18 protein-coding genes and 1 tRNA gene are annotated in these 25,713 nt (G+C 55.0%); 8 read left to right on the forward strand and 11 right to left on the reverse strand.

Annotated features, from left to right (window positions below):
- Window positions 1–62: 62 nt before the first annotated feature.
- The gene (locus tag HG15A2_RS08250; protein WP_145059611.1) at window positions 63–737 is read right to left on the reverse strand and encodes an HAD family hydrolase; all 675 of its coding nucleotides are present in this window, start codon (window positions 735–737) and stop codon (window positions 63–65) included.
- Window positions 738–763: 26 nt separating this feature from the next.
- Entirely contained in the window at window positions 764–2,377 is a 1,614-nt protein-coding gene (locus HG15A2_RS08255; protein WP_145059613.1) for a DUF6798 domain-containing protein, read from the reverse strand.
- A gap of 131 nt (window positions 2,378–2,508) precedes the next feature.
- On the opposite strand from HG15A2_RS08255, the gene HG15A2_RS08260 reads away from it, so the two are divergent.
- Together HG15A2_RS08260 and HG15A2_RS08265 are read left to right on the forward strand one after the other, a co-directional pair.
- Window positions 2,509–3,336 carry a TerC family protein gene (locus HG15A2_RS08260; RefSeq protein WP_145059615.1) on the forward strand — a complete coding sequence of 276 codons (828 nt, stop codon included), beginning with the start codon at window positions 2,509–2,511 and terminating at the stop codon, window positions 3,334–3,336.
- A gap of 93 nt (window positions 3,337–3,429) precedes the next feature.
- Window positions 3,430–4,065: a Uma2 family endonuclease gene (locus HG15A2_RS08265; RefSeq protein ID WP_145059617.1), complete on the forward strand. Its 636-nt coding sequence runs from the start codon at window positions 3,430–3,432 to the stop codon at window positions 4,063–4,065.
- A gap of 11 nt (window positions 4,066–4,076) precedes the next feature.
- On the opposite strand, the gene xylB is transcribed toward HG15A2_RS08265, so the two are convergent.
- Entirely contained in the window at window positions 4,077–5,579 is a 1,503-nt protein-coding gene (xylB, locus tag HG15A2_RS08270) for a xylulokinase (RefSeq protein WP_145059619.1), read from the reverse strand.
- Window positions 5,580–5,955: 376 nt separating this feature from the next.
- Here xylB and HG15A2_RS08275 point away from each other — a divergent pair, with 376 nt between their 5' ends.
- The 3 genes from HG15A2_RS08275 (at window position 5,956) to HG15A2_RS08285 (ending at window position 9,050) form a co-directional block, all read left to right on the forward strand.
- On the forward strand, window positions 5,956–7,200 hold the full coding sequence (locus HG15A2_RS08275) for a beta-ketoacyl-[acyl-carrier-protein] synthase family protein (RefSeq protein ID WP_145059621.1): 1,245 nt from the start codon (window positions 5,956–5,958) through the stop codon (window positions 7,198–7,200).
- A 76-nt stretch (window positions 7,201–7,276) separates the two neighbouring features.
- Window positions 7,277–7,537 carry an acyl carrier protein gene (locus HG15A2_RS08280; protein WP_145059623.1) on the forward strand — a complete coding sequence of 87 codons (261 nt, stop codon included), beginning with the start codon at window positions 7,277–7,279 and terminating at the stop codon, window positions 7,535–7,537.
- Window positions 7,538–7,661: 124 nt separating this feature from the next.
- On the forward strand, window positions 7,662–9,050 hold the full coding sequence (locus tag HG15A2_RS08285) for a phytoene desaturase family protein (protein ID WP_145059625.1): 1,389 nt from the start codon (window positions 7,662–7,664) through the stop codon (window positions 9,048–9,050).
- Window positions 9,051–9,073: 23 nt separating this feature from the next.
- On the opposite strand, the gene HG15A2_RS08290 is transcribed toward HG15A2_RS08285, so the two are convergent.
- From HG15A2_RS08290 to HG15A2_RS08300, 3 genes are all read right to left on the reverse strand, one after another.
- A complete protein-coding gene (locus HG15A2_RS08290; protein ID WP_145059627.1) occupies window positions 9,074–11,527 on the reverse strand; it encodes a vWA domain-containing protein in 2,454 nt (817 codons plus the stop codon).
- A 144-nt stretch (window positions 11,528–11,671) separates the two neighbouring features.
- Window positions 11,672–12,250 carry an RNA polymerase sigma factor gene (locus HG15A2_RS08295; RefSeq protein ID WP_218932414.1) on the reverse strand — a complete coding sequence of 193 codons (579 nt, stop codon included), beginning with the start codon at window positions 12,248–12,250 and terminating at the stop codon, window positions 11,672–11,674.
- Window positions 12,251–12,635: 385 nt separating this feature from the next.
- The gene (locus tag HG15A2_RS08300; RefSeq protein WP_145059631.1) at window positions 12,636–13,736 is read right to left on the reverse strand and encodes a hypothetical protein; all 1,101 of its coding nucleotides are present in this window, start codon (window positions 13,734–13,736) and stop codon (window positions 12,636–12,638) included.
- A 477-nt stretch (window positions 13,737–14,213) separates the two neighbouring features.
- Between HG15A2_RS08300 and HG15A2_RS08305 the strand changes: the two genes are divergently transcribed.
- Both HG15A2_RS08305 and HG15A2_RS08310 read left to right on the forward strand, forming a co-directional pair.
- Complete coding sequence (locus HG15A2_RS08305; protein WP_145059632.1) at window positions 14,214–17,033, forward strand: hypothetical protein; 2,820 nt, start codon at window positions 14,214–14,216, stop codon at window positions 17,031–17,033.
- Between the two features lie 64 nt (window positions 17,034–17,097).
- A tRNA-Arg gene (locus tag HG15A2_RS08310) sits at window positions 17,098–17,170 on the forward strand.
- Between the two features lie 51 nt (window positions 17,171–17,221).
- On the opposite strand, the gene HG15A2_RS08315 is transcribed toward HG15A2_RS08310, so the two are convergent.
- Entirely contained in the window at window positions 17,222–19,117 is a 1,896-nt protein-coding gene (locus HG15A2_RS08315) for an AAA domain-containing protein (RefSeq protein WP_246117910.1), read from the reverse strand.
- A gap of 43 nt (window positions 19,118–19,160) precedes the next feature.
- On the opposite strand from HG15A2_RS08315, the gene HG15A2_RS23875 reads away from it, so the two are divergent.
- Window positions 19,161–19,355, forward strand: coding sequence for a hypothetical protein (locus tag HG15A2_RS23875; RefSeq protein WP_218932595.1), 195 nt, complete (start codon window positions 19,161–19,163; stop codon window positions 19,353–19,355).
- 99 nt (window positions 19,356–19,454) lie between these two features.
- Here HG15A2_RS23875 and HG15A2_RS08320 read toward each other — a convergent pair whose 3' ends face one another.
- The 4 genes from HG15A2_RS08320 to HG15A2_RS08335 form a co-directional block, all read right to left on the reverse strand.
- Window positions 19,455–22,565 carry a PVC-type heme-binding CxxCH protein gene (locus HG15A2_RS08320; RefSeq protein WP_145059634.1) on the reverse strand — a complete coding sequence of 1,037 codons (3,111 nt, stop codon included), beginning with the start codon at window positions 22,563–22,565 and terminating at the stop codon, window positions 19,455–19,457.
- Window positions 22,566–22,598: 33 nt separating this feature from the next.
- Window positions 22,599–23,933 (reverse strand): esterase/lipase family protein, encoded by a 1,335-nt coding sequence (locus tag HG15A2_RS08325; RefSeq protein ID WP_145059635.1) that lies wholly within the window; start codon window positions 23,931–23,933, stop codon window positions 22,599–22,601.
- Window positions 23,934–24,388: 455 nt separating this feature from the next.
- Window positions 24,389–24,964, reverse strand: a complete 576-nt coding sequence (locus tag HG15A2_RS08330) for a DUF502 domain-containing protein (RefSeq protein ID WP_218932415.1) — start codon at window positions 24,962–24,964, stop codon at window positions 24,389–24,391.
- Window positions 24,965–25,452: 488 nt separating this feature from the next.
- Window positions 25,453–25,665, reverse strand: coding sequence for a hypothetical protein (locus HG15A2_RS08335; RefSeq protein ID WP_145059637.1), 213 nt, complete (start codon window positions 25,663–25,665; stop codon window positions 25,453–25,455).
- Window positions 25,666–25,713 lie beyond the last annotated feature (48 nt).

The following is a 25,713-nucleotide window of genomic DNA, read 5'->3' on the forward strand; positions in this document are numbered from 1 at the left end:
GGCCCACAATTCACTGAAACCGGCTCTCAAGACGCAAGCAGTCATGCCGCCTGCTAGCATTCTCAGGTGAGCGATAGCGCCGCGAATATCCGATCGTCTGCTAGCGACTCGGCCATGAACTTCACGCCGTCGAAGGTATGCGTGCTACTATGCTCGCTCGGTACGGCAACGCAGAAAGCGTGAGCGGCAATGGCGGCTCGACAACCGATCTCGCTGTCCTCGAGAACCAGCATCTCTGTGGGTTTCACGCCGTGTCGCTCTGCTGCTAGCAAGTAAACGTCGGGTGCCGGCTTGCCGTGGGTGATGTCTTCGGCAGTCAGGATGAATTCGAACCGTTCTCGCAGGTCAGTGAGCCGGAGGATGTGCTCCACAAACACGCGGCCGCTACTAGTGGCAATGCCCTTGGGGATCTGCGCCTTCTCTAGCGAGGAAAGCAAATCGAGCAGGCCGGGCATCGGCTGGAGCTTTTCTTCGAGAAGCGAGCCGAAGACCTCTGCGGATTCTTCGGCCAGCTGGTCGGTGGTGTCTGGCAATTCGTGGTAGTCGATCATTCGCTGCAAGGCATCGGGCGCTTTGCGACCCATCATTTGGTTGCGTAATTCCTCAGTGAATTCTTTCCCCCGTCGCGCGAGGACCGTCACGCCTACCTCTTGGTAGACGTCTTCGGTGTTGAACATTAGGCCGTCGAGATCGAAGGTGACGGCTTTGATCGCTGGTTGGTTTGGTTCTTCAGACATCGCTTTGTATTCATTTCTTGCTGATGCTAACGGTCTAGTTTGTAGACCGCATAGGTTGCGTTTTCGTAGACCACGGGCAATCGAAGATTAGGCGAATTGCGTGTGATGGCGTGAGTTGCACGGTGGTCCCTCGCCAATGTCGGGATGCGGTGGCGCGCTTGGTTGGCCAGCGTGCCGACAGCGCGCTCGCTGCCGCCCGGATTGTAAACATTGCGACAGCGTGCGTACCAGTCAATAATTCCCACGGCATCTTGCGGGATGTCCTTCCAGTTTGCCACATCTCCGCGCGCTGCGTACCACTTGAAAGATTGAGCCTGGCGATCAACCAGGAAAATTGCATCGGGAGGCGTCTCTTCGCGAATCCAATCGCAGGCGTCTTGCCAATCTTCTAAGGTTGCCATCTGCCTAGCGCCAGGCGGTTTCGGGTTCTTCCAACGGTCACCAACCGAACCCACCAGATGCCACCCCGCGGTGAACATTGCCGCCAGCACAACGCAACTCGATAACCAACTCGGGGAGCTACGGGCCGGCGACTCGTCGGCGATCCTCCTCGACAATTGTCCTGCGAGCAATGCAACTCCCATGGCAGTTGCCAGCGGCACGGCAACATCTGCTTGTCGGAACCAGTAGTAACGCAAGAGGCTGGCACCTTGGTCGGGCTGATTACGCAGCAGGAGTTCCAGCCCCGCTCCTACAAGACTCATCCCGACCGAGAATGCCGCGAACACGACTAAGCATCGCAGCCCTTCTCTCTGAGTTACGCCTTCCTTTCCGTTGACTATGTCACCCTTCGTTTCGTCCTTGCCGCGATTCACAGCCAGCCACACTCCGAGCATTGCTGCGAGCAACCAAGAAAAACGCATGGCTTTCCACGAGAGTTCTTTCGGATCGAGTTCCAGCATCGCCAAGTGGTGGGGCAGTCGTTCAAACACATAGATCCGCGCCGCTTCGTGCTGCTCCGCAGTTGGCGTGCCGGAGTTGAGGAGCAGGGTCGGCACCAAACCGGGCAAGGCCAACAGTCCGCCCAAGCAGAGCCCAATGCTTGCCTCGCGGAAGCTAGGTCGCGCTGCTCGCTCAACGGTGAGCAGAACAAACAAGCTTCCCAATACGGCCCAACCGCCAACCAGCGGGTGAAAGGCCGAGGCAACTCCCAGCCAAATCCACGTGGCAGTCCAGCGGCTCTGGACCATTGCCGTCATGCCGAGCAGGAAGAATCCGTAGGCGAAGCACTTCCCTTCGATACCGCCGATGACCCACTCACCGGCGAAGTTCCCCCAGTAAATCAGTGCCGGGAACAGGGCAGCAGCAAGCGGCGCTGCCCAACGCGATGGCGCAATCTGCCAAGCCAGCCGCTGCCACCCGAAAGCAAGTAGCAGCCAGGCAGCGATACGGCCGACCCAGGCGGTGGTTTCGAGTGAGAATATCCGCGTGAGCCAGCCCACGGTCCAGTAGAAAACCAGATGGGCGTCAGCCGTATCGAGAAACGAATCGCCCGGACAATAGCTGGCGTCCCAGTAGTGTTTCGCCTTGGCCAGATACTGGGTTTCGTTCACATGAGGCGCAGGGGCACCGCCAAGGGTAAAGAAAAGGAGAAAAATCAGCGCTAGCTCGAAGTACCGTGCCCCGCGGTGAGGTTTCAAGTGATGGTGCTGCAAGTTTTGTTGCTCAATTTGCCTCATCCCTTTACATTAAGCCAACCAGCGGGGGTATGACAGCCCCGCGAACAGTTGCTTCCGGACAAAATAAATCTAACCAACGGATTGATTTCGCTATGGAACTTTTCACTCTCGACGGTGTCTTCACGATCGAAAGTCTCTTCACCCTCTTCATGCTCATCCTGCTGCAGGCGGTACTGGGTTTTGACAACTTGCTCTACATTTCGATAGAGTCCAAGCGTGCCCCAGTTGAGAGCCAGGCGAGCGTGCGTAAGTGGGGCATCCTGTTAGCAGTGGCTCTACGGCTAGTACTGCTATTCGTGGTGATGAAGGTGCTGAAACTTGTCGCGGAGCCACTTTTTGGCTTGCATTGGGAGGGCATCCTTGAATTCGAGGCTACTCTCCATGCAATCATCGAACTCATCGGGGGCATTTTTATCCTCTACACCGCCTTGCGAGAGATCATGCACATGCTGGCGGTCGAGCACTTGGAAGGGCATGGGAAGCAGAAACCCAAGTCGGTAGTCAGCGTGGTGACTACGATCGTGATCATGAACCTGATCTTCTCCTTCGACTCAATCCTCAGCGCCCTTGCTCTGACCGAAGTGTTCGTCATCATGGCAGTGGCGATCGTCATCAGCGGTATCATGATGGTATGGCTGGCCGACCATGTTTCCGACTTCCTCCGGAAGAACCGCATGTACGAAGTGCTCGGCCTGTTCATTCTATTCATCGTTGGGGTGATGCTGATCTCCGAGGGAGGGCATCTCGCGCATCTGAAGTTGTTCGGCTACGAGGTGGAAGCGATGGCCAAAACGACGTTCTACTTCGTGATCGCCATCCTCGTGGTCATCGACGTGGTGCAGGGCCGTTACCAAAAGAAGTTGCTGGCACAGCGTGAGCACGAATTGGCGCACTCGACCGATACGGCACCGGTGGCTTAATCGCGTCCTCTATGTGGAAGTTGCAATATCGGATGCTATAATGCAATCTAGCTCCCAATCTTGCGTATTGCCTGTTTGTAAGAAGGTGAAGTCATGAGCATCGTCCCCTCCAACCTCCAACATGCCCCCGACTATGCTTGGGAGGTAGCGACACTCTTTCCCCAGCAAGGTTACTGGAGTGAGGAAGAGTATCTTTCGCTTACCGATTCTACAAACGCACGTGTTGAATTTGTTGATGGCCGGTTGGAGTTCCTGGAAATGCCTACTGAGATTCACGAAGAACTCCTTGAGCTTCTTTACGAGGCACTCAAAGCCTTCGTAACCGATAGGCAACTAGGAAAAGTGCGATTTTCAGGCATTCGTGTGCGAACACTTCCCGGGAAGACTAGGCGACCCGATGTGGTGTTCCTCAGTAAAGATAACTTCAACTTACGGCATAACCGCGACTGGGACGGCATCGACTTAGCAGTGGAAATAGTGAGCGACGATCCCAAAGATCGCAAACGCGACTACGAGGAGAAGCTTGCAGAGTATGCGGCTGCAGGAATTGCTGAGTACTGGATCGTTGATTACCAAGACCGAGTTGTCACCGTCAATAAGTTAGTCGGCGACCAATACGCAGAGCAATGCCGCTTTACGTCTGGCGATCAAGCGACTTCGGTGCTGCTTGATGGATTCTCGATTGATGTTAAAGAGCTCTTTGAAGCTGCCGATAAATTGGCCGATTAGGTCTCGCACATTCACTCGAACCGATGCTTGAGATCCCCGTACAGACTTTGAAACTCGGGGAACAACTGGTCGTACTGCTTGCGGGCTTTCGCGTTCGTCTTCGTTTTCTCTGCCGTTTTGACGGTCGCCTTGCACGCCTCTTCAATCGACTTGTACTCGCCCGCACCAACGGCTGCGAGTAAGGCGACTCCGTAAGCGGGGCCTTCGTCGGCGGTCATAGTGCTCACCGGCTTGCCAAACACGTCGGCCTGCATTTGTCGCCAGAAGGGGTTCTTGCTGCCGCCACCTGAGCCGCGGATTTCCTTCACGGGTACATTCAAGTCCTGCATGATCGCCAGACTGTCCCGCAGGGCAAAGGTCACGCCTTCGAGGATAGAACGCACGATATGCCCGCGCCCATGAGCAAGGGTTAGCCCCACGAGTGCACCGCGAGCGTTCGCATCCAAGTGCGGTGTGCGTTCGCCCGCCAAGTACGGCAAGAACTGAAGCCCTTCCGCCCCGAGGGACGTCTTCTCAGCCTCACTTACGAGTTGATCGAACGACACGTTCTTACCCTTGGCCCCTAACCCCTGACATAAGGCGTCCTGAAACCAACTCAGCGCGCCGCCCGCGGTAAGCGTGACGCCCATCATGTGCCACTTGCCACGCACCGCGTGGCAAAAAGTGTGCAAGCGCCCGGCCGGATCGTACTCCGGCTGATCGCTGTGCACAAACATTACACCGCTCGTGCCTATCGAAGTACTCAGCAGGCCTGGCTTCACAATGCCGTTGCCCACGGCTCCCGCTGCGCAGTCGCCTGCGCCGCCAACCACTTTGCATGCGGTCGTCAGGCCCAGTTTCTTGGCGGCTTCTTCCGTGAGCGTGCCAGTAATTTCTTCACTCTCCACGCAAGTCGGCAGCAAGTCCGCATCGAGATCGAGCTTCCCGAGGAGCGGTTTAGACCATTTTCGCTTGACCACGTCCAACAGTAATGTGCCGCTAGCGTCGCTCACCTCGGTAGCAAATTCGCCGGTGAGTCTCAGCCGGACATAGTCTTTGGGGAGCAACACCTTGGTCACCTTCGAAAAGTTCTTCGGCTCGTTATTGCGAAGCCAGAGGATTTTTGGAGCGGTGAACCCCGTCAGTGCCGGATTGGCAACCATCTTGATGAGCTTCTTGCGCCCTCCAGCTCGTTCTTCGATTTCATCGCACTCCGCAGCAGTACGTTGATCGTTCCACAGCAGGGCAGGGCGGATGACTTGGTTCTTCTTGTCCAGAAATACCGAGCCATGCATCTGTCCCGAGAGGCCAATCGCGCCGACATCAGCCGGCTTGAGTTTGGCTTGCTTGACGACTGCTTTCACGACTTTCTGCGTCGCTTTCCACCAATGTTCAGGGTCCTGCTCGCTCCACAACGGCTTGGGGTGCTCGCATGGGTACGCGGTGCTCGCTTCGGCTAGAATCTTCCCGCTAGGGGAAACCGCCAGAGCCTTGGTGCCCGAAGTGCCGATGTCAATTCCGAGGAGGTTGCTCATATCGCTATTGCTTTTTTGCTAGATGGAGTTGTGGAAAAGTCGCAGGACAAGAATCAGCCACGCATCGCGAAGTATAATCCATACGCCCGCTGATTTCAGCTGGGACCTCCTAGGTTGAATGCTTGGACCTCCCGCGACCCCAGAGTCGTAGTCTCGTCAATCGGTATAATAAGACCTGCTATTCGAGTGCGAATGCCCACCAGTTATGCACTCAGCGGGTTGCCTAAAGGGCCCTTAATCACTACTGTTAAGCGTTCGCCCAACCTTGGCAAATCGCCCTAATAGGTCGTCGACGGCAGGCCTCCTTTGACCGCGTCTGGCAAGTTATTTAGCAATCCGTCTCTATCTATCCGTCTTCCACTTTCCGCCCTCCACTATGATTCGTAGCCTCCAGGATGATCAGCGCATCGTCATTACCGGTATTGGTTTGACGAGTCCCAACGGTAATTCGTTGGCCGATTATCGTGAAGCGCTACTGGCTGGCCGTAGCGGCGTAGACAACTATCACATTCGCTACGTGGGTGACACACTGGCCGGGGAGTGCGACTACGACGAGCTTCGCTACCAGAAACGCCGCGAAGTGCGTCGCGGCACGCGAGCCGGGAGCGTGGGCATCTACTGCGCGAACGAGACGATCGTCGACTCTGGGCTTGAGTGGGACAAGCTCGATCGCAGTCGCGTCGGTGTGTACGTCGGTGTCACGGAACACGGCAACGTCGAGACCGAGAACGAGATCAACGAGATCAAGGCGTTCGACTACGACACGAAGGTTTGGTCGCACCATCACAACCCACGCACCGTTGCCAACAATCCGGCGGGCGAGATCACGCTCAACATGGGCATCACAGGCCCGCACTACACGATCGGTGCCGCGTGTGCCGCGGGCAATGCGGGGCTCATTCAAGGTGCCCAAATGTTGTTGCTCGACGAGTGCGACGTGGCAATCGCCGGGGGAGTTTCGGAAAGCATTCGCACGTTCGGCATCTTCGCAGGATTCGCCAGCCAAGGGGCTCTCGCTGCGAATGAAGACCCAACGCGCGCTTCGCGACCATTCGATATGGATCGAAACGGAATCGTGGTGTCCGAAGGGGGATGTCTTTACACCTTGGAGCGTTTCAGCGACGCATCAAAACGCGGCGCGAAAATCTATGGCGAGCTCGTCGGCCACGCCATGAATAGCGATGCCAGCGACTTTGTCATGCCCAACCCCGTGCAGCAATCCAAGTGCATCAATCTTGCGCTCGAGCGTGCGGGGCTGAATGCGGAGGACATCGACATCGTCAGCACGCATGCCACAGCAACCACCAGTGGTGACATTCAAGAGTGTACCGCCCTGCGGAGTGTGTTCGGCAACGCAAAGAAAACGCGGATCAACAACACCAAGAGTTTCATCGGCCACGCCATGGGCGCGGCCGGTTCGCTGGAGCTTGCCGGCAACCTGCCCGCCTTCAACGACGGCGTGTGCCATGCGACAATCAACGTCGAACACCTCGACGAGCAGTGCCACCTTGATGGACTGGTCCTCAATCAGCCCCAAGAAGTTGGCGATGTCCAGTACATTCTCAACAACTCTTTTGGTATGCTGGGGATCAACTCGGTCGCTATCATCAAAAAAATATAATTTTCAAATCAACCCCAACCGCTTGCGGCTTAGCCTTCAGCGGCATCGAACGTAATTTTGGAGAACCCCCCCGGCCATGGACCGTAGTGAAATCAGAGAAGAAGTCCTCGACATCCTCAAGGACATCGCACCGGACGAAGATCTAAGCGATCTGAAGGACGAGCAAAGCTTTCGCGAGCAAATGGAGCTCGACAGCATGGACTTTCTCGACATCGTGATGGAATTGCGGAAGCGCCATCGCATTCAGATTCCTGAGGACGACTACGTGAACCTCGCGAGCATGAACTCGACGGTCGAATACCTCGAGCCGCATATGAGCGATATCGAAAGGGTCTAGTGTAGGGTCCGCTGTGCGGACCAAAACATTGTCATTGCCCATTCAATGCTAATAGTTGGGCATCGAGTGCTCTTGTTCTACACGATCGAGCTGAGCTTCACGTCCGCACAGCGGACCCTACACCATGTACGACACGATCATCATCGGTGCGGGAATGAGCGGCTTGGCGGCGGGGATTCGCCTGGCTCACTATGAGCAGAAGGTTTGCATCCTCGAGCGCCACTACACCATCGGCGGGCTGAACTCTTTCTATCGCCTGCGCGGTCGCGACTACGATGTGGGCCTGCATGCACTCACAAACGTCACGCCCAAGGGCACACGCAAGGGACCGCTCGCCCGGCTGCTGCGCCAGCTGCGCATGTCCTGGGACGATCTTGAGATCTCTCCCCAGGTCGGTTCTGAAATTGTCTTCCCAGGCAATCGTCTGAGATTTGATAACAATCTCGATCTGCTGCGTAGCGAAGTGGCTCGCGAGTTTCCCAAGCGGGTCGATCAGTTCGAACAATTGATCAGCGAAATCGTCGATTACGATGACCTGGATGATACGCATGCCGCCATGAGTGCCCGCGAGCGGCTCACCGAACTGCTCGACGAACCACTACTCATCGAAATGCTCTTCTGCCCGTTGATGTTCTACGGTTCGGCACGCGAGCACGACATGGACTGGGGGCAATTCTCGATCATGTTTCGTAGCATATTCATGGAGGGCCTTGGCCGACCACAGGCGGGTGTGCGTTTGATCCTCAAGCATTTGGTGCGCAAGTTCCGCGGCCTCGGTGGCGAATTGAAGCTTCGCTGCGGCGTGAAGCAAATGAAGGTGGCTGATGACGAAGTGAAGACCGTGGTGCTGGAAAACGGTGAGGAAATCACCGGACGGCGCATCCTTTCCTCTGCCGGTTGGTGCGAGACGATGCGACTCTGCGACGATGGACAGCCCGTGGTCAGCCGCGCCCCAGGGCGGCTCAGCTTTTGTGAAACCATCGCTGCGATTGATCTCGAACCAAAAACGCTCGGGCACGATCGCACGATCACTTTCTATAATGATAACGAACAGTTTGCCTGGACCCCGCCCGATACGCCGTGTGATCTGCGCAGCGGCGTGATTTGTAGCCCCAATAACTTTGAGTACGGCGAGCCACTCGAAGGACCCGACGGGGGCGGAACGGTGCGGATCACGGCACTGGCGAATTTCGATTATTGGAACGGCCTGGACGAAGAACAGTACAAGCTCGAGAAGCTACGCTGGTACGACGCGATCACCGACTCCGCCGTGCGATTCATTCCCGACTATCGAAATCGCGTTGTCGATACGGACATGTTCACGCCCACCACTATCGTAAGATTCACCGGCCACGACAACGGCGCCGTCTACGGTGCGCCCGACAAACAGGCTGATGGGCGAACGCATTTGAAGAACCTGTTCATCTGCGGCACCGACCAAGGGTTCGTCGGCATCATCGGCAGCATTGTAAGCGGCATCGGCATGGCGAACATGCATTGTTTGCGGGATTGATGTGTGCTCTTTGTGGTTCAAGTTTATTCCCCCGCCAACTCTTTCGCTCGACGTACCAGCGTTAGGAACTCCGCCCGATAGCCGTGCTTGTCTTCCGCGGCACCATTCTCAGCAATCTCTAGCACAGCGGCGTAGCTCGTATCGCCGCGATGCTCGGAGTTTCTTAGTACCATGCCAAAACTGGCAACTGACGCGGCAAACTTGAAGTCGTCTGAAGCTTCCGCAAACGAACCGCCCGCGTCAGTGATTGGGAATTCCAGCTTCGTGCTCGTGTCGCCATCAGGTTGTTTGTAGCGAAGCTTCAGTGTGAGCAGTTCCTCGCTTGGAACTAGGTCCTCCTTATTTTCCTCTAGTCTCTGGTCTCTAGACTCTGGGCTCTCTTGATACTTCAGGTCATCGACATCAGTCGAGGTAATGCTTTGTCCGGCAGGCACAATCTCATACAGCGCCGTCACCGTGTGCCCCGCGCCGATCTCGCCGGCGTCCTTCTTGTCGTCATTGAAGTCCTTTGCTTCAAGCATGCGATTCTCGTAGCCGAGTAGCCGATACCCGGCCACTTTCGCGGGGTTGAACTCGACTTGAATCTTGACATCCTTGGCTATCGTCATGAGTGTGCCGCTCATTTCTTCGACCAGCACTTTGCGGGCTTCGGTTTGGTTATCGACGTAATAGTAGTTGCCGTTGCCTTTGCCAGAGATCGATTCCATCATGGCATCGTTCAGGTTGCCACGACCAAAGCCAAGCACCGTCAGGAACACGCCCGTCTCTTTGGCCTGCTCTTCTGCCAAGCGTTCGAGGTCTGCGGTATTCGTGGTGCCCACGTTAAAATCGCCATCGGTCGCGAGGATCACGCGATTGGTACCCCCTTCGATGAAGTTCTCTTTGGCAACTTGGTAAGCCAGTTGAATACCGGCACCGCCGGCGGTCGATCCGCCTGCTCGTAAGTTTCCCAGGGCTGCGAGTATTGTTTTCTGCTGATCGCCGCGTGTGCTGGGGAGCGCGAGTCCTTCGCTACTCGCGTAAACAACAATCGCCACGCGATCGTTCTCGCCAAGTTGCCGCGTGAGCAACTTCATGCCGGACACCAGCAGCGGCAGCTTGGCAGAATCGTTCATCGAGCCTGACACGTCGATCAGGAACACCAGATTCGATTGCGGGCGCTTCTCTCGTTCAATCTCGCGCCCTTTAATGCCAATGCGAACCAATCGATGCTCAGGCTTCCAAGGGCACCCGGCCACTTCTACGTGGGCGGTAAATGGAGTGTCATCAGTCGGAGCGGTATAGTCGTAGTCGAAGTAGTTGATCAGCTCTTCCAGTCGCACCGCATCCGGTGGTGGAAGCTGCCGCGTGCGCATGAGAAACTGCCGCGTATTGGCGTAGCTGGCCGTATCGACATCGATGGAAAACGTACTGAGAGCTGCTTCATCTTTGGCTTCGATGAAGGGGTTTTCGTAGATGCGCGTGTAGCGGTCGCGAGATTGGGCTTTAAGTCGCTCACGTAGAGCTGCAATTCGCGCTCTCGGAACAGTGTCTATCTCAGCCAAGGCTGCTTCTTTGTTCCGTTGATTGGCGATCAGCTCATTACGAATCTTCTGGAGCTTGGGGTCCTGTACGTTTCGTCCAACACCACCTAGCTGCCTCAGTTGTTCTTCCAACGCCTGCTGCCTCATGCGGTACTCGATAAGAACTCGCTGCTTTTCATTTTTTGGGCTATCTTCAAGGGCTTTGATTTCAGCGAGGGTTGCGTCGTAAGAATCCGATCTAAGGGACTCACGATCCATTTTTTGAGCGACTGATAGAGCAATTCCTTTACTAGGTGCATAGTGAGGGCTAAAAGTCTTGCCCTGCCCAGGGGCTCGTTTGGGGGAACTATTCGATGGCAAGTTTTCCAACTCAATTTGGTAGGGATATTTAGACGATGGCTGAGCAGAGACGCCAAGTTGCTTTGTTCCTACGTAAACTTCATCGATGGTACTTTCCGAGCCCACAGTCTGCGACGGTACGGATACAGGAGCCGACTCTGTGGGTTTTTGTACGCCAGACGCATCGGCCGGCCAGAGCTTTCCATTCTTACCGGGGAAACTCCAATTGGCACGCATCTCCTCAATTGCATCAACGCCTCCATTTTCAGACTCAGATTCCAGCTTTCGAATCTCGCTCATCTTAGCTTGCGCCTGAGATAGATCTTGCTCTACTTCGTCTCCTCTGTTGAGTGCATTGATTCCATTTGCGGAAACGAATAGAAAACCACCCATCGCGATCAACAAGCAAGCTGCCGTTGCGAATGAGAACCACGCCCGCTTGCTGCGTTTTTCCACTTCAGGAGCAGACAGCGCGTACTCCACCAATGTTGACCTAGCATCAGCAGCCGCCAGAATTCGCTCCGTCAAATCGGGTGGCGTTTCGCCACCGACGATTTCGCGAAGAGCTTGGTCGATGAGTTGATCGTGATAGTCGTTGGGTTGTTTATCGTTCATGGGTATTCTCAAAGTTCGATACAAGTTTGGGAGATTGCTGCGACCCTTAGTCCTCAGAACCCCCTAGCCCCCAGCCCGAGCTGGGGGTTCAATAACCCCTCAGCTTGCGCTGAGGGCTAGGGGTGTCAACGCGACATTCCTCACTCACTCGCGTTGCTTCCGCTCGATACACTCTCGCAACGCATCGCGCGTGCGGCGTAGCAAGGTCTTCACCCCGTCGGGTTTCATGTTCAGGGCAGCGGCAACCGCTTCGCGGCCTTCGCCTTGTTGGTAAAAACGGTCAATGGCCGAGCGTGCGCGGCCTTCGATCTTCTCTAGGCATTGCTTCAGAGCGGCGAGCAGCCCAGCGAAGCCATCGGAGGCAGCGCCGTTGGGCTCGGTGATGTCCGCCCAGGCGGTTTCAGCAGCGGCTAGATCGACCGTGTTGATCTTATTCCCATGAGCCCGCCGCCACATGAGGAACTGATTCCTGGCGACCTTGCGCAGGTACGCGGCAGTTTCCGCTCGACTGCGCTCTTCGAAGGTGGCCAGCTCCAAGGCGAGGAAAGTCTCCTGCGTTAGATCCTCCGCATCGGCACTACCAGCCCCCAGGAAACGCAGGTAGCGCCAAATGTCCGCCTGGTGCTCTCCAAGGAGCCGCTCCAGATTGTGGTGTTCCAATTTGACCTCAACGGACTGGTCTGGTTGGGGGTGGGTAGCTTTGACGACGGTAGTTTCGAGCATGGCAGTCATGCCCTCTTTAGTGCAACGGAAGCTGGAAAGGGTTCAAGGAATCTTGGAAATGCTTGAATTTCCCTGGAGTAGTGCCCTCAGTGATATCACAGGCAATCGTCGCACATTTCGCCCCAGTGCTTGCACCGTGAGTTAATTGATTCGCGACACGAACTTAGAAAACGCTCTGGAGGTAAGCAGGCTATGCTGAAATCACCTACTCAATCTAGTTAGAAACTCTCTCCGCGCTACGGCGTTGAACTTATAGACTAGGCGGACCCATCTGCTGACACCGCAGAATGGACCACTCATGCACAATCGACGGACACTTCCCTGCGAACCATTTCTGGGGCTCATCGTGGTCGCCGGCCTGGCGTTCCGTCATATTCGGCAAACCTCAAACTGGCTCAAACGACATCGCTATGTCGAATAGGTCCTGACGTGAATGGTCGGATACAACTTCGATCCAGGTCCCATCTTGGCAGAATCTGAGACAGATCATGCCTCCTTCAACCTCAGGGTCTGAAATCTCAATCTGTCGGCCAGCCACTTCGACTTCTTCCCATTCCAACCCCTCGTCAGATTCAGGTTCAGGCTTCGCCCGTAAATGAAACCACACGCTATTTGATCCGTCTCCAAGGTACATGACGAACACGCTCTCGCCGGCACGCTCATTTTTGCCAGGTTCGTAGTGCAGATCCGGGTTTCCCTCGCCAACTCCTCGCTTTGGAAGTAGCACAGTAAATGGCACTTTCGCAACCGCAGTCTCTAACGTGACCCGCTGAGTCACTGGTTCTGTTGAGCGTGTTGACTGCCCTGCAAGTGGTTGGCAAACAAAAGTGCTTTCGTCGATTTGTTCGTCGAACGCAATGTCAACTACCTCAATGTGTTCAATGGTCTGGCCAGACAAGAATCCTGTAATAGTTAGTAACGATGGGAAGCCTAGATCGGCGGCAAACTCGAACTCGTCTGCCTCAGACGGAAGCCAATGTGGCCAAATGCTATCGCCCGGTACAGGCACCGCACGTATTCGCACGCAATCTCGCCCAGCAACCTGGCACGCACCAGCATCCTCAAGAACAAGCGAAGCAAAGAACTCCCGGATCAGGCTGCGGTCGAAATGACGACGATAGTTTGTAGGAAGAGATCCTCCTTCCTGCGCTCGCCGCCGTGACCGCACTTTCTCAACTTCGACGGTACCGTCGGGTGTTCGCTTCAATGACTCACCGCCCCTAGTGATTTCAACAGTGGATTCAATCTTCCCGTTCTTGGTTCGGGCGGAATCCACGCGAACTTTGTCAGGTAGGACAGCCCAGAACTCTGAGTTAACAGTGGTAATGTGGGCGGCAGAAGGAGCCTTCTGCTTCCCAATTGGCCGCCGGCGAGAAGTTTCACCTTGTGTCGCAGGTCTGCATTTTTGTCGCAGCTTGCCCCGCACTGATTGGAACGTCTGACCGCTACCGTAGAACGATTCAAGAAAGTCGCCGAGAAGACCCATGCTAATGCTCCTGTACTCCAGGTGATGGTCTAACAGGCTGTCCAACCTGGCTGTCATTTCGATTATAAGCGATGTAGTAAAGTCGGCGTAGGCGGCAACCATATACCGGTAAAAAAAGGGTTCTTGGAACCTTTTCTCGGTTCCTTGACTATCCGAAAGGAACCTACGCCTACTTCCTGACAGAAAACTGGCCTGTCGTCCCGCGGTTCTACCGTGGCACACCGTCAGAAAGCTTCCGCCGCCGCGGTAGACCTCCAGGCGGCGGCCCACCGAGAAAACGGAGTGGTCCCCCAGGCGGACGCCGAGGCCCACCGCCGAGAGACGGTCGTCGGCCACCACCGCGCTAGGCCAGCTTTTCGGCTGCTGGGAGAAGAGGCTCCGATTGATTGTTCTCTATTGCATCGTCGGTTAGAATAGTGCTTGTAACCGACGTTATTCTATTCGATGACTCTTCGCAGCAGACTATTGGGATGCCCCATGGCTTGGAGCAGTTTCTGGCGAGTTACTACGCTCACGTTGTCAGGCCTGTTGATCGTGAGAATGGTCTTGCTCACAGCAATGGCCACTGCGCAGTTCGATGCGATCTACAACCTGCCGGGTGACACACTGCCGGCAATCGTGGGGAGCAACTCTCAAGTCAACGTTGGCGAGGGTAGTGGCACGGGCGTGATCCAATTTGGTGAGACCAACTCCACCAGCACGAATATTGAGCTGAACGTCCAAGGAGGAACCGTTACCAGCGTTTCGAATTCCTATGGTGGGGTCACTGTCAATCTTTACGGATCGAACAATGGCAACTTAAGGGCGTATGAGGGAGTTGTCGCGAATTACCTTACAGGCGTCAATGAACTCGTGATCATCTCTTACGAAGGCTCGGAAGTGAATGTGCTGGGTGGTCAAAACGAGAGAGTTTCGCTAGTCGGTGGTACTGTGAAAATCAGTGGCGGAACGACTGGATATATGAACCTGGGAAATGCTGCGACGCTTGGCGAACTCTATGTCACCGGTGGCTATCTTAATGATCTGTATGCCGACGAGCCTTCATTAGTCCACCAGACGGGCGGAGCGATTAACCGTCTCGTGAGTACCGATGACAACCAATCTACGATATTTGGTGGCCGTATCGGGTCGATTTGGAATACGACCTATGGCGGGGATGTCACAATTATAGGTAGTCAGTTTGAGCTGGACGGCGTACCCATAGCAGGGCTGGAAACTGTTGGTAATGAGATTAGCTTCGTACAGCCTACAATCGGTGGCGTGCTGTCAGCAGTCTTGGAGGATGGCAGCACGATCGCAATTGGAGTGAGCAACTACGATGGCGAGGTTGCTCACGACCCGCTGGTCCTGAGACGATCAACAAGTCCCGCAGCATCACCCTCTCCCATCAACTTGCCTGCCGATCCAACTCCCGCTGGCTTGCGGGCAGGGCAAGTATTGACCGTCGGTGCAGGAGCGACACTCCCACCGATATTCGCCGCTCATCGCGGGAGCGTTGTCAACCTGCAGGCGGGTGGGGAAATCGGACACGGCTTTCGTGCCACAGCTGCTACGGTGAACGTGAGCGGCGGCACACTCGGCCCGCAGTCTCAAGTCCAGCCGGGTACCGTGGTCTACCAATCAGGCGGGCGGATTGGTAGCGAATTCACAGTCCTGCCTGGGGGCACATTTGCCATGTCGGGCGGCACGATCGCCGATGGTCTTCAGTCGTTTACTACCTATGGCGCTGTCCGTGGGCAAGGTAACGTGGAACTCTACGGCGGCGATTTCGAGATCAATGGCGTGCCTGTGGCTGGGCTCGATCAGCCGGGCGCTTCTGTAGAATTACGCTTGACCATCAACGAGTGGTTGACAGGCGTGCTCGCCGACGGAACACCTATTGCGCTATCAGACATGGATTCCTCCGGATTCGGCGTTTCGTCTCATGGAATAGTCACACTCGTTTCGCAACAGCCCGCTGCTCCGGTCGCTAGCAATACCATTTTGAATCACTACGCGCCTGAGTTGGTAGGCATTCGTGGTGATCAGACCATTCAGGTTTTATCTGGGGGCTCGCTTGGCGAAGACTTCAATGCGGGTGTCGGTAGCATGATCAGAGTGGACGCGGGCGGTAGTGTGGGTAACAACTTGGAAGTCACCGGTGGGTATGTCCATCTGAACGGCGGTTCAATTGGTCACGAGGCCGACCTGCTCAACGGAAGTCACCTGCAACTGGACAGTGGTTCGATCGAGTACAATCTTCATGCTTACAGCGGCAGTTCTATCGAAATTCAAGATGGCAGTACTCAGTCAATTCAGCTCGGCAACGAAACGACCGCCAGCGTCTACGGTGGCTCTGTAGCTGTACTAAGTGCCACAGCTGGAAGCCTAGCGACGATCAAGGCAGGAGCATTTGGTTCAGTAAGCGCGGACAGCGACAACATGACCGAAGACGTACCGGCTGAGGTGAACCTAGTGGGTGCGACCTCAGGCCGCTTAACTTCTTCTGATGGCAGTATCGTTCGCATGATGGGAGGGCTAGTCGATGGCCACGTTGGTGGTAGCAAGAGTGAGATAAGTCTTTCCGGTGGGGTGTGGATAGACGATACCTTCGACATTCGGGACACGGAAATTCGCGTATCCGGTGGCATAATACTCGGGCGGCTCTACCTTCGCGATTTTATTTCTGCGCCCATCCCGAAGCTCTTGCTGTTTGGCACAGAGTTTTACATTGACGGCCAGCCCGTTAACTTGGCAGAAGGGGAGTCGCAGAGCATTACCGAGCGTGGTATAGAGCTTTCCGGCGTGCTTTCAGACGGTTCGACCTTCGAGTTCGATCTTAGTTCACAGCTCTTTGTGGACGACTACCTTAGCCAGACCGGTGAACTCACAATTACACGTGTATCGCGCAGGCAGGGCGATTTCAGCGACGATGCGGCAGTCGATGGAGAGGATTTTCTGAGTTGGCAAAAGGCGATGTCCACCGGTTCGCTCGATGCAGATGCAGATCACGACGGCCTGGTCACCGAGCACGATGGCACAATATGGGGAGTTCGCTACGGCACGGACTATTCTCGTCCAGGTGATCAGAACCATGACGGAACGGTCGACGGTGGCGACTTCCTAAGCTGGCAAGCAGACTCGCAGGCCATCGCCAAGTACGACCGCACTTTCCTTTGGCATGAGAATTTCGGTGGTACCTATGTAGCCGAAAGCGCTGCGCATAGCGTTCCTGAGCCGTCCGCAATGGTTGCGGCACTGTTGGGGGGCATGACGCTTGGTACTACTCGGAGAATGAGGCGTGGCGTGTCGCGTTGATCACCACGTAGCAACATACGGCAGTCGCTGCTAGAATCGCACGTTGTGAGCTGTTATTCGCAAAGCCCGCGTAGCTCAGGGGATAGAGCACGGCTTTCCTAAAGCTGGTGTCGCAGGTTCGAATCCTGCCGTGGGTGCTTCTTTCAGCGAAGAATGATTTGTGTAGGGAACGCCTTGCTTGGCGTTCCCTACGGATCATCATCCTGCAACTCCCAGACGCTGTGGTACGCCTCCTGAGTTTGGAAGTAATCGAGCAGCTGAGCATAAAACGGATTTCCGCAAAGCGTGGCGCTATCGCCAATGATGCGCAGCGCACGTTTCGCGCGCGTGAGGGCTACGTTCGTTCGCCGCGTGTCTGACAGAAAGCCGATTTCTCCGGTCGTATTACTGCGTACGAAGGTGATGATCACCACTTCTTTCTCGCGTCCCTGGAAGCCATCGACGGTATCGACTTCCAGTCCTTCAAGTTGTAACCGGTTCCGCAGTAACCGTACCTGAGCGGCGTAGGGTGCGATCACAGCAATTTGGCTTGGCTCGACTCCCGCTTCGACAAACTGCTGCACTTGCTTCACAACCCAGTTGGCTTCTTTCGCATTGAACTTGCTCATGCCGTCGGTCTCGATTTGCTCGTCCCAACTGGCCCCCGCGGTGTCCCAGAATTCGATGATTGGCGTGTCTGTGAGTTCTTCGGTCACAATGGGCAGGTCAGCTAATCGATGCGATTTCACCGAAGCGTCGGCGATGAGCTGGCCGTCATAAAACTGGTCACTAGAGAACCGCATGATTGACTCGTGCATGCGATACTGCACCGTAAGCCGTCGGAATACTTGATCTCCAGCCTGATTGATAAGCCGCTCCATCGGGCTAGTGGCAAATCCTTCGCGGGCGGCTGCTTTCGAGATGATCGTGGGCGGTAGCTGGCAGTGATCGCCAGCTAGTACCAACCGCTTGCCTCGTAGCATGGCCTGCCACAGGGCCGGCTCGGTGGATTGGCACGCTTCGTCGATTACCACGAGATCAAACTCCCGGTCGCCGAGCAGCTCTTCATCGAGCGTGAGCGTCGTGCAAATGACATCCCCGCGATCGAGCACCTGCTGAACGAGATGCCGCTCCAGGAGTCGTGCTTGTTGGCGCAGGCTTTTTGCTTCTGCGTAGAGCTCACCCTTTCGAGTGTACGCGTTGCGTGAACGCGACGATTTTGAGGCACTACGCATGAGCATTTCCGCTTCGCGATACATTTCTTGCACGATAGCCGTCGACTCGTCTGCTTCGACCAGTTCATCGAGCGTGTGCCCACGAAGCCATTCAAGCACGCGGGCTGGGTGTCCCACGCGGATGACCGACGGCAACTGGGTAACGAGCCGTTCTAGCAAGTTATCAACTGCAGTGTTGCTAGGCGCACAGGCGAGAATTCTTTCGCCATTGCGAACCGCCTGCAAGATCACCTCCGCAAGCGTGGTCGTCTTGCCCGTGCCAGGCGGACCATGCAAGATGGCGAAGTCGCGAGCGGACAGAGCAAATCTCACCGCTTCTTCCTGCGGCGGATTCAAGTGCGTGGAGAACTCTACCTTTGGCGGCTCATGAAATCGCAGTTCCTGAAGGCCGAGCAACCGGTCTCGTAGCCGCGCTTGGCTGCCATTGAGTTGGCGAGCTCGACCGATCGCGGATAGCTGCCTCCGCCGAGTTCGTTCATCGGGGGAAAGATCCAAGCGAAAATGCCGAGCTTGGGGCCATTCTTCGAGGGCGACTTGCACCGACGTTGCGGTTCGCTTGCTCACCACGCCGGGGATGCCGCTGCTGTCGGGCTGGTCTTCATCGGAAACCACCACCGGCGCGCCGACTTTCAGCCGGTTCATGGGCAGCCGCTCTGCCGCGGGCTTTGCGAAGTCAATCAGAAATCGCCCGGCTAGGCCCGACCGATGATCCACAAGCCGCAGATTCACAATCGTCTCGCCAGAGCGTTCGGGATTGCCCGTGCGCTTCTGCTGCCGACGCTCGACCATGCGTTGCCGCTCAGCCTCGCCCTCCATGTCTAACCAGTGTTCGAGCTGGTCGAAATACTTGTCGGCCGTGGCCCAATTCATGAAGTGCTCTCTGTAGGAATCGAACAACTGCCGGAAATCCCTAATGATACACTCATCGCTGCCGATGGCGGCGCAAAATGCGGCGCCTGGCGCACAATTGGCCCCGTTGGACGCGGACCTAGCCGCCATTGGCGAAGGTTGGGGCTTGATACCCGATGCCGTGAAGGTGGGGATCTGCCCCCCACGTGTGGAACATAAGGGAAGCAGTCCTTTCGGGCCAGCCCCGCTCGCTTGCTAAGACTTAGCCGAAGCGAGGTGCGCTACGTTCCCTTCGCGGCAGCCATAATCACTCATACTGCCACATGCCCGATGAAATGAAAGAGACAAGGTCAACTATCTATCGGGTCGGATTGACTACCTGCGGGGCGACCTGTTCTTCGCTGGCGAGGTATGCCAAAAGGTCGCGGAACTGTTCATCAGTCAACGTATTTAACATTCCATCAGGCATCATCGAAACGTTGGATGTGAAGACTTCGTCAACGTCTTTCATGTCGAGTTTTACTGTCGTGTCCTGCGTGCGAACGGTAATCCTGTGATCGTCCTGCTGGACGATGAATCCGCTAAAGAGGCGGCCGTCAACGGTAACGACGATTGTCTGCCGGTAGGTCGCATCGATCTCCTCGCTGGGGTCGATCAGGTTCCGGATGACATAGTCGGCACTTTTCCGACCGGAGCCCGTCAGATCGGGAGCAATCGTGCCTCCCTCACCGAACAGTGTATGGCACTTGGAGCAGGTTCGATCGAAAAGTGTACGACCCGCAGCAACGTCGCCTGATCGGAGATAATCGGCTGACATGACCTCTTTGAGTCGAATGATTTCGTCTGCCTTGAGGACTGAGGTGTCATCGTCGGCCCAGATTCCGACAACGCGCTGCTGAATATCTGAGTCACTGAAATTTCGTAGCTGCTGAAGGGCGAACGCAGAGACATCCGACCGTGACACCACACCATTGCTGATGGCCCTCAGGAGAGCTGCCGCGAATTGTCTACGCGTCACGAGTACTGCAACCGCGCTCCGTTTCTCTTCTGCGGACAACGTTGAAAACTGCTGCAGAAGGATTTGTGCCGTTGTCCTGTCGCTGTTTGCGAGCAGTGCCTCCAGGGCATACTTGCGAAGGTCGGAATCCGTTTTGACGAGGTCATGAAGCAGATCTATCGAGAGGCCGTTATCAATTTTCAGAAGTGAGCGAAAAGCACTGCAACGCTCAGCAACGTTTCCGCTTTTATCGATGACAACCTGCCGCATGTTGCTGATGACGTCTTGGTCTCCAAATAGGACGGCCAACTGTACTCCCACGGATCGAAGTTCATCTGAATCGGCTTTTGTTAGTTGGGCGTAAAGTTTTTTCCACGATTTGGGTTCCTGCTGGCTGCCGCGAGATGCCAGCGATTCATTCATGCCCTTCAGCAAATCGGCAGCGATCTGCTCGTCGTCGGTACTGAGAGTTGCCCTGACGATGTCTTCAAGAGGAGGTGGCTGAATGTCAGCGATTCGCCGCGCGATGTACTTTCGAACCAGAGGGATCCGGGAGTCCAATGCAACCTTAAGTGCCTCAGCGAGGTGCTTCTCAACGGCCGGTTCGAGGCCGTACCAGATCATCAGAGGAAGGTAGGGGTCGGTGGCGTCCTCGGCGTGATTCAGTAACCGAGATGCCAAGTCAAGACGGTGAGCTGGGTCCAGGCGTTGAAGAGCAGACGCCAGTTCGAGACGAACTTTGGCAGATGGGTCTGAATCGGCGGACGAAGACAATTGTTCCAGATAGTGTGAGGGGATCCAGTTTCTTGTTACTCCGTCGGAGAAGCTCGTGTCGCAATTGCTTCTGTCCGTGACAAGTCTCAGCGCCCATCGCCGGATGTGTTCGCTGTCGTCACCCTTGCGGAGCAACACCTCGCACAACTGTTGCTGGTCGAGCGGGTGCAGTGCCCACAATGCCCTGAGGCGATGGAGTTCGTCTGCATCGCTCTGAACAACCGAAATCAATTGATCTCGTGCGTCGGCGACGTCCACACCACGGATATGTCGTTCGTGGAGAATTCTTCGTGCGCGGCGTACAAACCATTCGTTGGGATGGCTAACAAGTTCAGCCAGTTCAAGGTTCGATTTCTTCTGCAGATTGATCGTTTTGCGCTGCGGGTCTCCATACGTCACTTTATAGATGCGTCCGGTGGTGCGATGACTGCCGTCGCTGTCATGGCATTCGCCGTAGTCGTGCCAGTCAGAGACGTAGACACCGCCGTCTGGGCCATACTTGATGGACATCCCTCGAAACCACGGATCGTTCCCAAACAGGAAGTCGTCGTCATGTTCCCCGACGTACGTTGATCGCTTCGGAATCAGCCGGTCATTGTTGACGCGATTTCCGTGGAGGTTGTTAGTAAAGAATGTCCCGTGATATTTCTCTGGCCAGTTATCCCCAAGGTAAATCATTGCGCCGCAGTGGGCGTGTCCTCCACCACTGACAGAGTGCGAGTGATACCCTTCGTCATGGTCGTGATTCACAACTGCGGCTGCTTCGACGGTCGCACTATTTGCTTGCTTCTTAATCTTGTGACTGCTGAGATTTCGAGAACTTTGCCAGGTTCCGCCGCCCCAGTGCAGGTGATTCGTCACAGACTGAATGCGACTATAAGCGAAAGGGTTGTCGCGCTCAGCAGCGCGGCGTTCACAGTACATACCGGGCACGATGTGCCACAGATGAGCGATGACCGTATTGGCGGTGAAGAGGTCCCCGAATTCGTTGAAGTCAGCGCCCCAGGGGTTTACCATTCCCTCCGCAACCTTCTCGAAGCGGTGCGAAATGGGATGAAACCGCCAGATTCCCCTTGTGATCGGTGTTCGTTGCTCTTTGGGTGTATTTGGTTCTCCAACTAGTGACTGAGTCGACAGACCTATCGCTCCGTAAAGCCAGCCGTCGGGGCCCCAATGGAAATTGTTCAGGACGTTATTTGTAGAAATTTGAAACCCGTCTAGCATGACCACGGGATCGCCATCCGGAATGTCGTCCTTATCTCTGTCCGGGATAAATAGGAGTTCCGGTGTGTTCGCCAGCCACACGCCGCCGTGTCCCAGTGCAATCCCAGTTAAGTAGCGCCCTTGATCCCAGAACACTTTCCGTTTGTCAAATTCGCCATCATGATCGGTGTCTTCCAATATGATGACTCGGTCGGTGGCGTTCTCTTCCTTCCAGTGCGGGTGAGAATAGTTCTCCACGACCCATAGCCGGCCTCGGTCGTCGAAGTCAAAGGCAATCGGGCGGCGGATATCCGGCTCACCAGCGAACAGTGTTACGTGAAACCCCTCGGGAACCGTAATGCGGCTGAGCGAATCCTGTGGCGAGAGCGAAACGTCATTGGGATTCTGGCTGTTTTCGACACCCTTGGGCAGATCATCAGCCATAACCGTACTGGCCAGCAGTAGAAACGCAATTAGTCGCATACCGAATTTCATCGATCACTACCTGAATGGCAAGCTCCGGGACGATCACTTACGTAGACGTGTCAGAACGGATTCGTAGAGCTCGTGACCCTCCAACTCGTTTTCGTTCTGCAGTGCCTCAAGATGTGTAAACTTAAGTAAGATGGTGTCTTCCACCCCCTCAAGACGCCCACGTTTGACTGCCACAACATCGTCTCCTTTGCCCTCCAGGACTTCTTCGAGGTCGGCCAATGTCGCGTCTAAGTGAGGAGTGAGTAGGCTGGTCACTTCGCTTTGTGATTGAACTGATTTGAGTTGCTGTCGATAATTCTCCAGGCGTGCCTTGGTAACCCGAGCGCCAGTCCCGAGGATGATAGAGTAGCTAATGTTCGGATTTCTTGGTCGAGCGTTCAGTCTACGCAAAAAATGTGAGCCAGGTGTCAAGTCGACTGCAGCCTCGTTCATTCCATCTGCGACTGCGGCGTACCATCGGGAGACATCGCCTCGCTGCGGGTCTGGCGACGCATGGTCGAGGACATCGATTCCGAAAGAGTAATTCGCAAGTAGCGAGCCGTGGGTTGGCGGAGCGATCATAATCAGTTTAGTGACATTGCCAGGATCAAGCTCAGGGTCCTCGACGGTAGCGCGCGCAACAAGTCCGCCCATTGAATGGGTCACTAACGCGATAGCCCGCTTGGGATGTTTTGCAGCAATCGCTTTCAACTCGTTCGATAGCAGCAGCGCAGAGTCGACGATTGGTTGGTCATCTGGATAGCTAAAAATCCCGCTGTTGAATTCCGCTCTCTGAAAGGTATCCACAAGTTTTCGAAATCGCAACGGTGACGAATTGAATCCGTGGATGACAATGACCAATGCCTTGTTATCGTCGGTCTGCTGCCATCCCTCTGAGAGTTGTAGTCCGAAAAGCTCACCTGCGGGGTCTCTTAGCTTTTCGCGAATTTGCCGATTGAGATTTCGCCGCTTTTCTCGAATCGCCGCTTGATCGATCTTCACAAGCAAATGCGCATTGTCTTGGCCTGCATCTCCGGGAACGATACGCATATTAATGTCAGGGCTTAAGAAGGCGTTGATGCCAATCAGAACGAATCGGCTGGAATCAAGATTCAAATCAAGCGTGCCAGAAGGCAATTTATCCTTCAATGCGCCGTCATTAAACTGCCCGGTTCGCACCATGGCTCGCAAAATATCGCCCCAGGCAACTTGCCCCTTCTTCGCTGCTATTCGGATCTGCAGGATCTCGCTAACTTCGGCAACCTCCATACTTACATTGTCCGCCGGAGCAGCTGGTTCTTGACCGTTAGCTTGAGGGACAAGCAGCGCTAGGCCAATCACTACTGTTGCGACCCAATTTCTGACTCGGACGATTGTCTTCATAGTCATTGCTACTTTCTTGGTCACGCCGACCCTTTTCTAGATGCCTATGCGGCAAGTTTCAGCGGTTAGTTTCTCAAACCCTAGTGTAGCAGAGGAATTCGTGTCACTCCGATTAGAAATCTCACCAAATGTAGTTAGAGTCCAGTGCAAGGAACGAAACGTGGAGTCGCCCGTCTAAATTTGGGCGCACCAATGCAACCTCTTCTGGCTCATGCCTGCGACATCGTTCGACGTCACCGCTAACTCCCTTCGGTCGTAAACTGCTAGTACGTTGGTTCCGAAGAGATCTCCGTCTGAGGTCACATCGGGACACCGTGCATAGTGGAGAGTGTCTTAGGAATCTGAGACGTAGGTTTGGTGTTCATCTCTCGAGGGACGTCTCGAACTCTCGAACCCGCATAGAAGGGCGTCACCTCATGCAAGTCAGAAATTGCCGTTTCCAACCCGCAGCCAAGTCGTAGTTACCTCTCCTCGCGTCGAGTTTCAACTGCTGGTGAGCTTCTATTTACTGATGAAAGCAATTCTTCGGAATTACGCCCTAAACGTTCGCAAATCGCCGCCGTCTCATTGAAGTCGGTGTCGAGTTTTTGAATCCGATTGGGCTCTACAAGCGCTACCGAACCAATCCATGGATCGGGTGATCCCGGTAAGTAAACAATGACAAGCTCGCTCTCAGTGCGACCCGATTCGTACCCGATTCGGGTCATGTCGTCGAGTCGGACCGTGACGGGGATAAGGGAGGGAGTCAGCGTCTCGCCACCGATGTTGCCAGCAACAATGTCTTTATAGATGGCGTACTTGGGGAAGACCATCACAAGCTGTTTCTCGATAGCTTGAGAAAACTTCCGACCAAAAGCACGCCGCGCTGCTAGACCGAACAGAAAGCAGAGGATGAGTAGAATAGCTACAGCGATCAAAAATAAGAGTGTCAGGCCATAGGCGGTGTGCACCGGCATGTACTCTTTGAGTGGATCGTAGATCACCGCCACAATATTATAGACGTATCCTAGCAACGCTCCGATTACTGCAACGGGCAACAGAAAGATCAGTCCGCCGACTGCGGTTGTCTTGAGGAAACCATAGGTCTTGGATGGTTAGTATTTCATTCGGAAACTCCAGAGTCAATTACCTTCACCACAATGCCCAATCGGAGAAAATTTACGAGCCAACTCGACCAGAACCGCTGAGGCGGCATCGTTGGTGATCTCGATCAGGATACAGCAAAAAAAAGGTGATTCCATCCGCTGCCGAACAGGCTACCTGGACCCACGTCGAAAACCGCCTGTCCCGTTTTGCCGGCTAGGGCACAAAAACAATTGTCGTTATCGCGGCGGCGTGAACATGTGCCGCTGCAATTTCTTGTTAGCAAAGTGCCGTTGGTGTTCCTGTACCGAATGCTTGAACCTTAGAAAGCGAAATCGGCTTTCGAGCGTGATGTCATGGATGCCGTCTGTGTAAACAAACGATTGAGCAAGGCACAGAAATCGTTTCTTCAGACTAGTGAAATGACTAGTCGCATTCGGATTCAGTGATCTGCCTCATAAGATTCCAACGAGTCGATGACAGGCAATTCGAGCTTCTCCGATTGTTGGACTACAAAAAACCAGGCATCAGAAGCGTCGAAGTTTCGGTCCGATTCGTACGGCGCGCAAATACGACGACGTAATTTGGCATGTTGTCGTTTCTGCTGTCGGAGGTGAACGCTGCGGAAGGATGCGTAGCCACGTCTTGATGGCATGCCTCAATCCCTGAAGCCGATCAGCCAGGTGTGGAGAGTTATCAATTG

It is taken from the genome of Adhaeretor mobilis, assembly GCF_007741515.1.
GTDB classification, from domain to species: Bacteria; Planctomycetota; Planctomycetia; order Pirellulales; family Lacipirellulaceae; genus Adhaeretor; species Adhaeretor mobilis.